The 14,766-nt window shown below is 60.8% G+C and carries 13 protein-coding genes; 3 read left to right on the top strand and 10 right to left on the bottom strand.

Going from position 1 to position 14,766, the window contains the following annotated elements:
- Window positions 1–239: 239 nt before the first annotated feature.
- The 9 genes from AC02Y0_RS19255 to chvE all read right to left on the bottom strand — a co-directional run bounded on the left by AC02Y0_RS19255 (window position 240) and on the right by chvE (window position 11,001).
- The gene (locus AC02Y0_RS19255) at window positions 240–872 is read right to left on the bottom strand and encodes a 2-dehydro-3-deoxy-6-phosphogalactonate aldolase (RefSeq protein ID WP_476380542.1); all 633 of its coding nucleotides are present in this window, start codon (window positions 870–872) and stop codon (window positions 240–242) included.
- 4 nt (window positions 873–876) lie between these two features.
- The gene (locus AC02Y0_RS19250) at window positions 877–1,806 is read right to left on the bottom strand and encodes a 2-dehydro-3-deoxygalactonokinase (protein WP_476380540.1); all 930 of its coding nucleotides are present in this window, start codon (window positions 1,804–1,806) and stop codon (window positions 877–879) included.
- Between the two features lie 9 nt (window positions 1,807–1,815).
- Window positions 1,816–3,330, bottom strand: a complete 1,515-nt coding sequence (locus tag AC02Y0_RS19245; protein WP_476380538.1) for an aldehyde dehydrogenase (NADP(+)) — start codon at window positions 3,328–3,330, stop codon at window positions 1,816–1,818.
- Window positions 3,331–3,351: 21 nt separating this feature from the next.
- Window positions 3,352–4,281 carry a Gfo/Idh/MocA family protein gene (locus tag AC02Y0_RS19240; RefSeq protein ID WP_476380536.1) on the bottom strand — a complete coding sequence of 310 codons (930 nt, stop codon included), beginning with the start codon at window positions 4,279–4,281 and terminating at the stop codon, window positions 3,352–3,354.
- Between the two features lie 11 nt (window positions 4,282–4,292).
- Window positions 4,293–6,038 carry an L-arabinonate dehydratase gene (gene araD / locus AC02Y0_RS19235; RefSeq protein ID WP_476380534.1) on the bottom strand — a complete coding sequence of 582 codons (1,746 nt, stop codon included), beginning with the start codon at window positions 6,036–6,038 and terminating at the stop codon, window positions 4,293–4,295.
- A 49-nt stretch (window positions 6,039–6,087) separates the two neighbouring features.
- A complete protein-coding gene (gene araD1, locus AC02Y0_RS19230; protein ID WP_476380532.1) occupies window positions 6,088–7,053 on the bottom strand; it encodes an AraD1 family protein in 966 nt (321 codons plus the stop codon).
- A 10-nt stretch (window positions 7,054–7,063) separates the two neighbouring features.
- Entirely contained in the window at window positions 7,064–8,275 is a 1,212-nt protein-coding gene (mmsB, locus tag AC02Y0_RS19225; protein WP_102021171.1) for a multiple monosaccharide ABC transporter permease, read from the bottom strand.
- On the bottom strand, window positions 8,275–9,810 hold the full coding sequence (gene mmsA, locus AC02Y0_RS19220) for a multiple monosaccharide ABC transporter ATP-binding protein (protein WP_476380530.1): 1,536 nt from the start codon (window positions 9,808–9,810) through the stop codon (window positions 8,275–8,277). The genes mmsB and mmsA overlap by 1 nt, the downstream gene beginning before the upstream one ends.
- A gap of 120 nt (window positions 9,811–9,930) precedes the next feature.
- A complete protein-coding gene (gene chvE / locus AC02Y0_RS19215; protein WP_444556766.1) occupies window positions 9,931–11,001 on the bottom strand; it encodes a multiple monosaccharide ABC transporter substrate-binding protein in 1,071 nt (356 codons plus the stop codon).
- Between the two features lie 171 nt (window positions 11,002–11,172).
- Here chvE and AC02Y0_RS19210 point away from each other — a divergent pair, with 171 nt between their 5' ends.
- Both AC02Y0_RS19210 and AC02Y0_RS19205 read left to right on the top strand, forming a co-directional pair.
- Window positions 11,173–12,111: a LysR family transcriptional regulator gene (locus AC02Y0_RS19210; protein ID WP_102021174.1), complete on the top strand. Its 939-nt coding sequence runs from the start codon at window positions 11,173–11,175 to the stop codon at window positions 12,109–12,111.
- 103 nt (window positions 12,112–12,214) lie between these two features.
- Window positions 12,215–12,613: a DUF2794 domain-containing protein gene (locus AC02Y0_RS19205; protein WP_476380528.1), complete on the top strand. Its 399-nt coding sequence runs from the start codon at window positions 12,215–12,217 to the stop codon at window positions 12,611–12,613.
- A 3-nt stretch (window positions 12,614–12,616) separates the two neighbouring features.
- Here the strand turns inward: AC02Y0_RS19205 and AC02Y0_RS19200 are convergent, their stop codons facing one another.
- Window positions 12,617–13,168, bottom strand: coding sequence for an N-acetyltransferase family protein (locus tag AC02Y0_RS19200; RefSeq protein ID WP_476384087.1), 552 nt, complete (start codon window positions 13,166–13,168; stop codon window positions 12,617–12,619).
- 411 nt (window positions 13,169–13,579) lie between these two features.
- Here AC02Y0_RS19200 and AC02Y0_RS19195 point away from each other — a divergent pair, with 411 nt between their 5' ends.
- A complete protein-coding gene (locus tag AC02Y0_RS19195; RefSeq protein ID WP_476380526.1) occupies window positions 13,580–14,611 on the top strand; it encodes an aspartate-semialdehyde dehydrogenase in 1,032 nt (343 codons plus the stop codon).
- Window positions 14,612–14,766 lie beyond the last annotated feature (155 nt).

Genomic DNA, 14,766 nt, shown 5'->3' with positions numbered 1-14,766 from the left:
TTGGGGGGCTGGGGGTAAGGGGTCAATGCGCCAGACCGGACCTTTTGGCGCATCGCGCCAACCAAGTTAGTTATACTATATCTCAAAAAGCGGCGCACGTATGTTCAAATTTGGGCGCGGCGACGTTTATCTGATTTGCAGCGTGATTATTGTCACAACCGGTGCGTCAGCAGAGCCAACGAAAAGGCCCGCCCGGTGGATGCCGGACAGGCCTCAATGAATTCGTGGTCGAGGAATAGTTAGCCGACGAGCGCGTCGTAAGCCTGAACGTTCTTGATGGCGCGCTCACCGATCACCGCGGCACTATCGCCCGGCTTATAGAGGCTGGAGCCCAGGCCAAAGGCCCGAACGCCGACCTTCCAGTAGTCGGCGAAGTTCGCGTCGGATACGCCGCCGACGGCACCGAGAGGCAGGTGCGGCGGCAGAATGGCCTTGATGGCGGAAATGCCGCTTGTGCCGAGCACGCTGGCCGGGAAGAACTTGAGCGCCGACGCGCCGCACTTGGCGGCAAGCAGAGATTCCGTCGGCGTGAAGACGCCCGGCATTGCGACCATCCCATGCGAAACCGCACGGCGAATCACTTCAGGCTCGACATTCGGTGTCACCAGCAGATTGCCGCCGACATCGTTCAGCCGGTCCACCTGGGACGCTTCGAGAACTGTCCCTGCCCCGATCAGCACATTTGCCGGTGCAAGTTTGCGGGCCTTCTCGATGGAAACGAACGGATCGGGCGAATTCAAGGGCACTTCGATCGCCTCGAACCCTGCTTCCAGCAGCGCATCCACTGCAGCTTCGATCTCCTCCGGCTTGATGCCGCGCAGGATGGCAACAAGATTGCGGCGAAGCGCGGGCCAGGCAACGGATGCGGTCATCAGGTCAATCCTTGAATTCGTGGTCGAAAAGAGAAAGTGCCGAGGCAAGCAGACCGCGACGGACCAACATTCCCCCATCAAGGAGAACCGGTTCCCCGCCAGCCTGGACGATGGCACGGGCATAGAGACGCGTCAGCTTGCCCGTACCGATAAGGTAGGCCTTTCCATACCGCGTGAGATCGTTGCGGATCGCTGCGATCTCGGCGCCGATCAGCAGACCGGAGAGGCGCGCCGCCGGATTGATCTTCGTATTCGAAGCAAGCAGCCCCTCGGCTCGGATCGAGAAGAGAACCGATGTCAGCGCAAATCCAGGCTCGAGCGCCTGCTGCACGGCAGCGTCGAAGATTTCAGGATCCGCCTCGGCGTCACCGTCCTCGGGAACGGAAAGGCGCAGGATGGACTGCCGGCTGATCAAATTGAAAAGCTCGCCCGTCATCACGGTCGAGAAATTGCGAACCTGTCCACCCTCCACGAGAGCCCATTTCGAATGAGTGCCCGGAAGGCAGAAGAGAGCGTTGTCCAGACCCTGCTCGAGGGCGCCGGCAAGCTGGGTTTCCTCACCCCGCATGACGTCAAAGGCACCGCCCTCGCGCTGGCAGACGCCAGGCAGGATATAGACCGGACGGCTGACGCCCTCCGGCTGGACTGCATGCTGGAAAAGGCCGACCAGCGGCGCCGGCGTTTCCACATAGGGCGCTTCACGCCAGCCTGTGCGGGCGCCAGCCATACCGGCGATAACCACCGGAAGATCGGAAGACGCACCAAGCGCTGTGAGATGCCCTTCAAGCACGGCGGGATAGGCAGCCTTGTCGAGGCTGCCCATACCCTCTGCAGATTGACGTTCACCGATCACCTCGCCCTGGCTGTCGGTCAGCCAGATCCGAAGGTTGCTGGTGCCCCAGTCGACGAGCGCGGCAAACGGTGATGTCGTCACGGCATGTCCTCAGGCGAGATCGGTCGGCAGAAGCGCCGCCGGAATATCCTGGAAGCAGACCGGCCGCAGGAAGCGACGGATCGAGAGCGTGCCGACAGACGTGGCGCCAAAGTTCGTGGAAGCCGGGTAGGGGCCACCGTGAACCATGGAATCAGCCACTTCGACGCCGGTCGGGAAGCCGTTGGCAAGCACACGACCCGCCTTGCGCTCCAGGATCGGCATGAGGCGCTTGCCAAGCGTCTCGTCACCATCGGCGAGATGGATCGAAGCCGTCAGCTGGCCGGAAAGGCTGCGGGCCATGGCGACCATTTCGTCTTCGCTCTCGGCGATAACGATCAGGCCGAGCGGACCGAACACTTCTTCGCCGAGCACATGGTTGTCGAGCCAGTCCTTGGCCGTCGTCTGGAACAGGTAAGGCGTGGCATTGCGCAGGTCGCAGGTCGAGGTGAGAACCGAACGAACACCTTCGGTGCCGGCGATCTTGGTGGCACCCTTACGGTAGGCATCAGCGATCCCATCCGTCAGCATCGTCTGCGGACCAACGGCCGAGAGAGCTTCCGTCGCCGTCTCGACATACTTGTCCGCATCGGCGCCCTTGAGCAGCACGACGATACCCGGATTGGTGCAGAACTGTCCGGCACCCATGGTCAGCGAACCGACCCAGCCCTTGGCGATGGCTTCGCCACGGGTGGCGATGGCCTTGGGCAGCATGAACATCGGGTTGACCGAGCCGAGCTCGCCGAAGAACGGGATGGGCTCCGGACGCTGCGCGCAGAGATCGAAGAGAGCGCGGCCACCACCGAGCGAGCCGGTGAAGCCGACAGCCTTGATCAGCGGATGCTGAACCAGCGCCTGGCCGACGTCGCGGCTGCCGCCGTGAACGAGCGAGAAAACGCCCGGGTGCACGCCGCAGCGCTTGATGGCAGCATCGATCGCGGAGGCGACGATTTCACCGGTGCCCGGATGGGCATCATGCGCCTTGACGACGACAGGGCAGCCAGCAGCGAGTGCCGCTGCCGTATCACCGCCAGCCGTGGAGAAGGCGAGGGGGAAGTTGGAGGCACCGAAGACGGCGACCGGGCCGATCGGACGCTGGACCATCCTGAGATCCGAACGCGGCAGAGGCTTGCGATCGGGCAGGGCTTCGTCGTGACGACGGTCGAGATAGTCGCCCTTGCGGATATGGGCGGCGAAGAGGCGAAGCTGGCCGACGGTGCGGCCACGCTCGCCGATCAGGCGTGCTTCCGGCAGACCGGTTTCCTGGGAGCCGATCTCGGTGATCGCGTCACCACGTGCATCGATTTCCTCGGCGATGGCGTCGAGGAAGGCGGCACGCTCTTCGCGCGTCGAGTAGGCGAAGGTTTCAAATGCCTCTTCAGCGGCCTTCACCGCCTGATCGACGAGGGCAGGGGTGCCCTTCGAGAAGGTGTGGGAGGAGCCCGTGGCAGGCGACGAGGTGAAAGTATCCGTGCTGGCAACCCAGTTGCCGGCGATCAGGTGTTTTCCAGTCGGTGTATAGGCCATGGGATGGGCCTCCTTTTGATTTCAGTCTTCGAAGTGAGCGACGACTTTTCGTTCCCCGCAAAGGAACGAATCCGCCACGATGCGCAGCGGCTGATAGTCGGTATCGCTCTGGCGAGAGCGGATGAGATGGGCGAAGCGTTCGTAGATTCCCGCATATTCGCGGTCCGGGCCGGACGCCTGTTCCCTACCCCCGATATAGAGTTCCGAACCGCCCTTTGAAAGACGCAGCTCGCCGGCATTCGTCTGGACTGTGATATCCCACGTCTGCGGCCCTTCCTGTCGCCAGTCGAATTCGGCCGTGATTGGCGCGCCTTCGACGGTCCGCATGGCGATGGAAGCGGCGATCGGCTGCTTCTTGTTTTCCGGGAACTCCAGGGTGGATTTTTCCACCATGATGTGGCCAGGCACGATCTCCGTCAGGATGGAGAGTGCGTTAATACCCGGATCGAAAACGCCGAAGCCACCCGGTTCCCAGATCCAGGCCTGGCCGGGATGCCAACGGCGCACGTCTTCCTTCCAGACGATCGAAATCGACTGGATGACCTTGTCGGAAAGCCACTGCCGAGCCGGCTCGACACCAAGCGCAAAGCGCGAGTGCCATGTGGCAAACAACGTCACGCCAGCCTTGGCAGCAAGCTCGGTCAGAGCCTCTGCCTCACCCAGGGTGGTGGCCGGCGGCTTCTCCATCAGGACATGGCGGCCTGCTGCAATCGCAGCCTTTGCCATGTCGAAGCGCACTTCAGGCGGGGTGCAGAGCGACACGACCTTGATATCAGGACGCGCGGCCAGAAACGCATCGAAGTCGGTGAAGTTCTCGGCACCCTCGACCTTGCCGTGACGGCTGACGCCGACGGCAACGACGAAGTCCTGACCGCCTTCGATCGACGGGATGTGCTGGTCGCGGGCGATCTTGCCGATACCGACAAGCGCGAGCGGAATACGATCTGCCATCGTCGAGGTCCTCAGTGTGCGTCCTTGCCGACCGGCGAACCGCGGCAGCCCTTCAGGAAGTCGAAGTCGGCACCCGTATCGGCACCCTCAACGTGATCGTGGAAGAGGCGGGCATAACCGCTGGCCGGCGGCTCAACCGACGGGCGCCAGTCTGCAAGACGGCGCTGCATCTCTTCTTCCGAGATGTCGAGGTGAATGCGGCGTGATTCGACATCGAGCTCGATGAAGTCGCCGTCGCGCACGATGGCGAGCGGGCCACCACGCGCCGCTTCCGGCGAGGTATGCAGAAGAACGGTGCCATAGGCGGTGCCGGACATGCGCGCATCCGAAATGCGGACCATGTCGGTAATGCCCTTGCGCAGGACCTTCGGCGGCAGACCCATGTTGCCGACTTCGGCCATGCCCGGATAGCCGCGCGGACCACAGTTCTTGAGCACCATGACGCAGGTCTCGTCGATATCGAGCGCCTCGTCGTTGATCTTCGCCTTGTAGTCGTCGATGTCCTCGAAGACCACGGCGCGGCCACGATGCTTCATCAGATGGGCAGAAGCGGCCGACGGCTTCAGAACGCAGCCCTTCGGCGCGAGGTTGCCGCGCAGAACGACGATACCGCCCTGCTGGGTCAGTGCCTTGTCGACCGGCAGGATGACGTCCTCATTCCAGTTGCGAACGTCCTTGACCTCGTCCCAGATGCTTTCGCCAGAGACGGTGAGCGCATCCTTGTGCAGCTTGCCGGCTTCGCCGAGACGCTTGATGACGACAGGCAGACCGCCAGCATAGAAGAACTCTTCCATCAGGTACTTGCCCGACGGCATCAGGTTGACGATCGTCGGGATGTCGCGGCCGAGGCGATCCCAGTCGTCGAGCGTCAGATCGATGCCGACGCGGCCAGCCATCGCGAGGATATGCACCACGGCGTTGGTCGAGCCGCCGATCGCACCGTTGACGCGGATCGCGTTCTCGAAGGCTTCCTTGGTCATGATGTCGGAGGGCTTCAGGTCGTCCTTGACCATCTGCACGATCCGGCGCCCCGAAAGCTGAGCCATCACCTTGCGGCGGCTGTCGACAGCCGGGATCGCGGCGTTGCCCGAGAGTGCCATGCCGAGGGCTTCAACCATCGACGCCATGGTCGAAGCAGTGCCCATCGTGTTGCAGGTGCCGCTGGAGCGGGACATGGAAGCTTCGGCTTCGACGAATTCTTCCTGGGTCATCTCGCCAGCCTTCACGGCTTCGGAGAACTTCCAGAGATGCGTGCCGGACCCGACGCGTTCGCCGCGGAAATAGCCGTTCAGCATCGGGCCACCGGTGACGACGATCGACGGAAGGTCGGTCGAAGCAGCCGCCATGACCAGCGACGGTGTTGTCTTGTCACAGCCGACCAGCAGGACAGCACCATCGATCGGCTGGCCACGCATGGCTTCTTCGACAGCGAGCGCCGCAAGGTTGCGGTACATCATCGCCGTCGGGCGGAAGGTGTTTTCGGAGGCCGAGAAGACCGGGATCTCGACCGGGAAACCACCAGCTTCCCAGACACCAGCCTTCACCTTTTCAGCGAGCTCACGCAGGTGGCCGTTGCAGGGGGTGAGGTCGGACCAGGTATTCAGGATGCCGATCACCGGGCGACCGTCGAAGAGGTCGTGCGGGTGGCCCTGGTTCTTCATCCAGCCACGATGATAGATCGTGTCGCGGGATGTCCCGCCATACCAATGCTGGGATCTCAGTTGGCGCGGCCAGGCCGCCGGTTTGAACTTGCTCATGGCTTTCGTCCTGTCTCTGGGAAATGGGCGGGTCGGTTGACCGATCCGCTCAGAGCATCTTCACCTTGACGGTCTCCGCAACAGCCTTTGCCAGGCGGTTGCGCAGTGGGAGACCGAATTGCGGGGACTCGATTTCGAAGACATCGCCTTCCTGCGTGACGAATCCATCCGCGACGGAAAGCGTAGCCGTCCCGTACATGTGGACATGCAGGTCGCCCGGCTGGCAGAACAGCGCATACTTGAAGTGGTGATACTCCAGGTTCGCGATCGTGTGGGACATGTTGGCCTCACCCGAGAGGAACGGCTTTTCCCAGACGGTCTGGCCAGCGCGCACGATGCGCGAAATGCCTTCGACGTGATCGGGCAGGGCGCCGACACGCAGTTCCGGACCGAAGGAGGCCGGACGCAGCTTGGAGTGTGCGAGGAAGAGGTAGTTGATCTTCTCGGTCACGTGGTCGGAGAATTCGTTGGCAACGGAGAAGCCGAGGCGATGCGCGGTGCCGTCCTCGCCGATGATGTAGTAGCCAGCCATTTCAGGCTCTTCACCGCCATCGAGCGCGAAGGATGGCGAGACGAGATCTTCGCCAGGAGCGACCGCGTTGAAGCCGTTGCCCTTGTAGAACCACTCCGGCTGAACGCCGATTTCGCCGGGCTTCGGCTTGCCGCCTTCCATGCCCATGCGGAACATCTTCATGGAATCGCTCATGCCAGCGGTATCCGCATGCATGCTGTCACGGGCAGATGCCGAACCGGTATGTGTCAGGCCCGTACCCGTCAGGTACATGTGAGCCGGATCAGGATGACGCACGGGGCAGTCGAGCTTGCCTTCGGCCGCCAGAGCGACGAGATCGACGGCATCGCCAGCACCCTGCTTTTCGATGAGGGTCGCTACATCGGTGCCGGCAGCAATGGCTGCCTTCGCGAGTTCGTAAGTGGTTTTGTAACCTGGGACAAGGCGCGCGGCCTCACCCTGGCGGCAGATGACGCCGCCAGTCTTCAATTGCGAGAGAAACATAAGCCTATCCTCAGACTGCTTTGTTCTTGTTGTAAACGTCGAAGAAGACAGCAGCCAAAAGCACGAGGCCCTTGATGAGCTGCTGGTAGTCGATGCCGATACCCATGATCGACATGCCGTTGTTCATGACACCCATGATGAAGGCGCCGATGACAGCACCGGTGATCTTGCCAACGCCGCCGGACGCCGAGGCGCCGCCGATGAAGCAGGCCGCGATAACGTCGAGCTCGAACCCGACGCCCGCCTTCGGTGTCGCCGAATTGAGGCGAGCCGCGATGATCATGCCAGCGAGAGCTGCAAGCACGCCCATGTTGACGAAGGTCAGGAACACCAGCTTTTCGGTATTGATACCGGAAAGTTTCGCAGCCTTTTCATTGCCGCCGAGCGCATAGATGCGTCGACCGATCGTGGTGCGGGTGGTGACGAAGGAATATAGCGCGATGAGAACGCCCATGACGACGAGCACGTTCGGCAGGCCGCGATAGGTGGCGAGCTGATAGCCGAGGAAGATCGCAACTGCGCTGATGATGCCCATCTGCACGGCGAAGAACACGAAAGGTTCGTTTTCGGTGCCATGCTCTTCGTTCAGGCGGCGGTTCTTCATGCCGTTATAGATCGCCATACCGACGAGAAGCACGATCAGAATGATAGCAACATGGTTGGCAATGCCGGTGGTCGCTACATCGGTCAGCGGCAGGAAGTCCGGGATGAAGCCGGTCGACAGCAGCGTGAATTCCTTCGGGAAGGGACCGATCGGGCGACCCTGCAGCACGACATAGGTCAGGCCGCGGAAAACCAGCATGCCGGCGAGCGTCACGATGAAGGACGGGATCTTCTGATAGGCGACCCAGTAACCCTGGGCAGCACCCATGACACCACCGAGCACCAGACACAGCGGCACGACCAGCGAGAAATGCCAGCCCCATTTGACCAGCATGATCGCCGATATGCCGCCGATGAAGGCAACGATCGAGCCGACCGAGAGGTCAATGTGCCCCGCCACGATGATCAGCAACATGCCGAGCGCCATGATGACGATGAACGAGTTCTGCAGCACAAGGTTGGTGATGTTGACCGGACGGAACAGAACGCCATTGGTCAGGAACTGGAACAACAGCATGATGACGACGAGCGCGAGCAGCAGTCCGTATTCGCGGATGTTGTTGCGCAGATAGTCGCCTACGGAGACCTTGGGGGTTTCGGTTCTTGTGTCGATAGCCATTAGTGTTTCTCCCCAGAGCGCATGATGGCACGCATGATGGACTCTTGGCTTGCTTCTTCCTTGGACAGTTCCGCGACGATGCGTCCTTCGTTCATGACGTAGATGCGGTCGCAGGTGCCGAGCAGTTCGGGCATTTCCGACGAGATCATCAGAATGCCCTTACCTTCGGCGGCAAGCTGGTTGATGATGGTGTAGATTTCAAACTTCGCCCCGACGTCGATGCCGCGCGTCGGCTCGTCGAGGATCAGAATCTCAGGGTTCGTGAACAGCCACTTCGACAGAACAACCTTCTGCTGGTTGCCACCGGAGAGGTTCACGGCCTCCTGGTAGATCGAGTGCGACCGGATCCGGAGCTTCTGGCGATAGTCGGACGCCACCTTGGCTTCCTTGCGGTCATCGATGATCGTGCCGCTGGAAACGCCGTCGAGATTGGCGAGCGTGGTGTTTTCCTTGATGTTGTTCTGCAGCACGAGACCGAGATGTTTCCGGTCTTCCGTCACATAGGCAAGACCGGCCTCGATCGCCTTCGGGATCGTCGAAACATCGACCGGCTTCCCATGCATCGAGACGTCACCGGTGATCTTGTGACCCCAGGACTTGCCAAAAATGCTCATCGCCGTCTCGGTCCGTCCGGCCCCCATCAGGCCCGCGATACCGACGACTTCGCCGGCGCGGACATTGAAGGCGACATCGTGCAGGAACTGGCGATCGCGGTGGTTCTGATGGAAGACGTTCCAGTTCTTCACCTCGAGGAGGACGTCGCCGATCTTGGGGTCGCGCTTCGGATAGCGGTCTTCCATGTCACGGCCGACCATGCCCTTGATGATCCGATCTTCCGTGATCTCCTGGGTGTGACAGTCGAGCGTTTCGACCGTGCCGCCGTCGCGGAGGATGGTGATCTGGTCAGCAACCTTGCGGATTTCGTTCAGCTTGTGGGAGATGATGATCGAGGTCATCCCCTGCTTGCGGAACTCCATGAGCAGCGTCAGCAGCGCGTCCGAATCCGTTTCGTTCAGAGAAGCGGTCGGCTCGTCGAGGATCAGCAGACGAACCTTCTTCGACAGGGCCTTGGCGATTTCGACGAGCTGCTGCTTGCCGACACCGATGTCGGTGATGCGTGTCGACGGCGCATCCTTCAGGCCGACCTTTGCCAGCAGCTCTTTCGTCCGCGCAAATGTCTGGGGCCAGTGGATCACGCCGTTCTGGGCGATTTCATTGCCGAGGAAGATGTTCTCGGCGATCGACAGGAGCGGCACGAGCGCCAGTTCCTGGTGAATGATGATGATGCCGAGCTCTTCGCTGTCGGAGATCCGGCCGAAGCGACGGACTTCGCCGTCGTAGAAGATGTCGCCGTCATAGGCGCCGGCGGGATAGACACCGCTCAGGACCTTCATCAGCGTAGACTTGCCGGCGCCATTTTCGCCGACCAGCGCGTGGATCTCGCCCTCGCGCACCTTGAAGCTGACATTGTCCAGCGCTTTCACGCCGGGAAATGTCTTTGTGATGCCGCGCATCTCGAGAATGATGTTGTCCATGTGCAGAATTCCGGCGCCAGGCCAGCGATCCCGAAAGATCCAGCTGGAGGCGCGAGCTCCCTCAATGCGTATAGAAAATGGGTCCGCGACATGTCGCGGACCCGGATGCGATCCGAAGGATCAGTTGTCGATCTGCTCGGCGGTGTAGTAACCGGCGCCGACGAGAACTTCCTTGGCATTGGCCTTGTCGAGAGCGACAGGCTTCAGCAGGTAGGACGGAACGACCTTCACACCGTTGTTGTAGGTCTTCTCGTCGTTGATCTCCGGAGCCTTGCCGCCCATGATGGCGTCAACCATGGAAACAGCGACCTTGGCGAGTTCGCGGGTGTCCTTGAACACGGTCGAGTACTGCTCGTCGGCAAGCATCGACTTGATCGAAGGAAGCTCGGCGTCCTGACCGGTAACGACCGGCATGACCATGTCGCCCGAACCGTAACCAACGCCCTTCAGAGCGGACAGGATACCGATCGAGAGACCGTCATACGGCGAAAGAGCGCCGTGCAGCTTGTCTTCGGTGTAGGTCGAGGAGAGCAGGTTTTCCATACGAGCCTGGGCGACAGTGCCGTCCCAACGCAGCGTACCAACCTGATCCATGCCCATCTGGCCCGACTTGACGACGATGTCGCCGCTGTCGATCAGGGGCTGCAGAACCGACATTGCGCCATCGTAGAAGAAGAAGGCGTTGTTGTCGTCCGGCGAACCGCCGAAGAGTTCGACGTTCCACGGCTTGGTGTCCGGGAACTTCGCCTTCAGGCCGTCAACGAGGCTGGTTGCCTGGAGAACGCCAACCTGGAAGTTGTCGAAGGTGGCGTAGTAGTCAACGTTGCCCGAGTCGCGGATCAGGCGGTCATAAGCGATGACCTTGACGCCAGCATCGGCAGCCTTCTGCAGGATGTCGGAAAGCGTGGTGCCGTCGATGGCGCCGATGACGAGAACCTTGGCACCCTTGGTGACCATGTTTTCGATCTGGGCGAGCTGGTTCGGGATATCGTCGTCAGCAAACTGCAGGTCCGGAGTGTAGCCGGCTTCCGTGAACAGCTTTTCCATTGTCTCGCCATCCGAGATCCAACGGGTCGACGTCTTCGTCGGCATGGAAATGCCGACCATACCCTTGTCCTGTGCGTAGGACATGGGCGCGAATGATGCGATGCCGATTGCGAGCGACGCAATCAGGGCGCCAAGTTTCTTCATGGTAACCTCCCTGGTCATACCGTGCGAGGCCAAGCTCCTCCTGGCACTCGCTGAAACAAGAACGGACGGCTGACACGGCAGCCCCCAGCTCCGTGGCGAGTCTTATCGTGGCCAATATACCGATCAAATGATTATTTTGACTTTCTGCATACCGTAGTTGATATGTGCTTAATGGCCGAGATTCATATCCACCGATTGCAGCCCAAGCATTTGAACCTGATCCGCTCCATCGCGGAGCTCGGTCAATTAAGCTTGGCCGCTCAGGCACTTGCGCTGACACAGCCTGCGGCTTCCCGCATGTTGGGGGAAATTGAGCGCTATGTCGGCTCACCAATTTTCGTCCGCACACCGAAGGGCATGGAGCCCACGGCTGTCGGGAGCGCGCTCGCCCGCCGGGCTTTGAACGTGCTTGAGGAAATGCGCGAAGCAGCAAGAGAAGTGGAAGCAATCCAGCGGGGCCTGACGGGTAAGGTCAGGATTGGCGCGGTCACAGGCGGCGCCGTCGGGCACGTCGTTCCTGCCATTCGTGCCCTGAAGGCAGAAGCCTCGACCGTCGACATTCACGTCGATGTCGCCCCCAGCGGCGAAATGATCCGGGACCTCCTGTCTGGCCAATACGACTTTGTCCTGGGGCGCATCCCCGCCGGCATCGACGCTAGGCAGTTTCATGTCGAAGGCGCGACCATGGAAGAAGTGGAGATCGTCGTCCACCGCAGCCATCCCCTGGTCAATGTCGACCGGCTGAACATTTCGGACATGACGCATTTCCCCTGGGTGATGCAGGCCCCTGGCACGCCTCTGCGTCAGGCGGTCGAGAATGTCTTCATCGAGGAAGGCGCCCCGATCCCCCGCAACATCGTCAACACGACCTCGCTGCTGGTGATGATTGCCATGCTCGCCTCCTCCAACGCGATTGCGCCGATGTCGCGGGAAGTTTCAGACCTTCTCTGTCGGCAGACGCCGGTCGGCGATCTGACGACGCTCCGACTGGACACACCGATCGAGGTGACGCCGTACCACCTCATCACCTTAAGCGGTAAACGACTGTCGCCGATCGCAGCACGCCTGCGCGAACTTTTGCTTGGCCACTTCCTCAGCCGAAGCCGCTAAGGAGGGCAGCTCCGGACAGAGCCTGTCCGTCGAAGCTTGCAATTTCGGGCATGTCAGGCACACTGTCACCCATCCGTCATGAATCGGAGCTCGTGGAGCATTGATGACAGAGCAGCCGGAAGGGCAGCGCCGCGACGACGAGGGTGCAGACAGAAGCGCCACTCCCGTTGTTGACCTGGGTGTCTACAGACAATCGCTCGACCCTCTACCCGTCACCTTTCACCGTCGCGAACTCGACGCCATCCTCTGGATCTACGGCCGCATGGTCGGAGATGGCGAGTGGCGCGACTACGCGATCGATCACCTGAAGGACAAGGCGGTGTTTTCCGTCTTCAAGCGATCGGGCGAATATCCGCTCTACCGGATCGAGAAGAACCCGAAACTTGCAGCCAAGCAGGGCGCCTTCTCCGTGGTCGGCACGGACGGACGGATTCTCAAGCGTGGGCATGACCTCCGCCAGGTTCTGAAGGTCTTCGACAAGGCGCTGAAAGCTCTGGACTGAGGCTTAAGGCATCACGCCAGGATAGGTCGAAAGATCGGGCAAGGTCGTATTGCCCTCACCCAGCGCCTTTTGCATGAAGACGGTATCGAGCCAGAGCCCATGCTTGAAACCGGTCCCCACCATTCTGCCCGAAAACTCGAAACCACAGCTGCGATGAACCGCCATGGATGCCTCGCTGGCACCGCCGATCACCGCGACCATCTGTCGGAAGCCCGCTGTTTCGCAGCGGTCGAGTAGCGCGTTCAGCAAGGCCTTTCCCACGCCCCGGCCACGCGCGGATGGATGGATGTAGATGGAATCCTCCACCAGCCATCGATAGGCCGGACGCGTCCGGAAGGCTGAAGCATATGCGTAACCCGCAAGAGAACCTTGCTCGTCGACAGCCGCCAGGTAGGGATAGCCCTTTGCCTTGAGCGCTCGATATCTCTCGGTCATTTCCAAAAGATCGGGAGGCACTAGCTCGTAGCTCGCCGTTCCGTTCGCCACCGCATCGGCATAAATCAACGTCACCTCTGAAAGATCGTCGGGGGTCAGGTCACGTATGTCGAGGCTCATGCAGTTGCTCCGTTCGGAATGGTCCTTATTTCCATGATGAAAGAGGGCAGACAAGCCTTTGGGTGTCACGGTGACACGGCGATCGGCCAAGCGACATTCGCTTTTCGCCAAAGCCGGCGGCCTGTCGGCTTGACTCGCGCTGAAAACCTTGTAATCCCTCGCCGCGAAGAGGAATTCGGTCCATGCACGCTTTCGGGCAACCCATTGCGGTCTTCCACCTCCTGCAGCAGTCTGCTGCCGGCGGCGCATGCCATTCTCTTGCATCCACGACCAAGGCCAAAACGACGACGAAAACCGTCTGACGTCTTCGGCCACCGCTCTCTCCCCGGCACGGCCGGGGACAAGGAAGGTTGCGTCCTGTCGCGAGCTTCCCCCTCACCATCCGCGGAGAGACAGAAAGAGAGCATAGACATGGGTTTCAAGATTGCAGTCGTAGGCGCCACCGGCAATGTCGGTCGCGAAATGCTGAACATCCTTTCCGAACGCGGATTCCCGGCATCGGAAGTCGTGGCGCTCGCCTCGGCGCGTTCGCAGGGCACCGAAGTCTCTTTCGGGGACAAGGTTCTCAAGGTTTCCAACCTCGACAATTACGATTTTTCCGACACCGACATTTGCCTGATGTCGGCCGGCGGCACGATCTCCCAGAAGTGGTCGCCGAAGATCGGCGCGCAGGGCTGCGTCGTCATCGATAACTCCTCGGCCTGGCGCTACGATTCCGAAGTGCCGCTCATCGTGCCCGAGGTCAATCCGGACGCCATTGCCGGGTTCAAGAAGAAGAACATCATCGCCAACCCGAATTGCTCGACTGCCCAGCTGGTCGTGGCTCTGAAGCCGCTGCATGATTTCGCGAAGATCAAGCGCGTGGTGGTTTCGACCTACCAGTCCGTTTCGGGCGCCGGCAAGGAAGGCATGGACGAACTCTTCACCCAGACCCGCGCTGTCTTCGTGGCCGACCCGGTCGAATCCAAGAAGTTCACCAAGCGCATCGCCTTCAACGTCATCCCGCACATCGATAGCTTCATGGAAGACGGCTATACGAAGGAAGAGTGGAAGGTACTGGCCGAAACCAAGAAGATGCTCGATCCGAAGATCAAGGTAACCTGCACGGCCGTGCGCGTACCGGTCTTCATCGGCCACTCGGAATCGGTCAACATCGAGTTCGAAAACGAAATCACCGCCGATCAGGCCCGCGACATCCTGCGCGACGCCCCGGGTTGCTTGGTCATCGACAAGCATGAGAACGGCGGCTACATCACCCCGCTCGAATGCGCCGGCGAAGACGCGACCTACATCTCGCGCATCCGCGAAGACGCAACTGTCGAAAACGGCCTCAACATATGGGTCGTCTCCGACAACCTGCGTAAGGGCGCTGCTCTGAACGCGATCCAGATTGCTGAGCTTCTGGTCAATCGCGGGCTGATCAAGCCACGCGCCGCCGCCTGAGACAACAATCCTAAGGCTTCCGGGTTCGGCCCGGGAGCCTCAGCTGGACCTTTCAGCTGAAAGTGATCCGATTTGAGAGGTCGGGCGCCATACATTAGCGTGAGATGGATGACAGCATCCGCTTTCACTGGCATGGTGCCGCCGATTCGTACCCA

The sequence above is a fragment of the Allorhizobium sp. nf9_anc genome (assembly GCF_056323085.1).
This window is presented reverse-complemented; position numbering and strand designations above follow the sequence as displayed.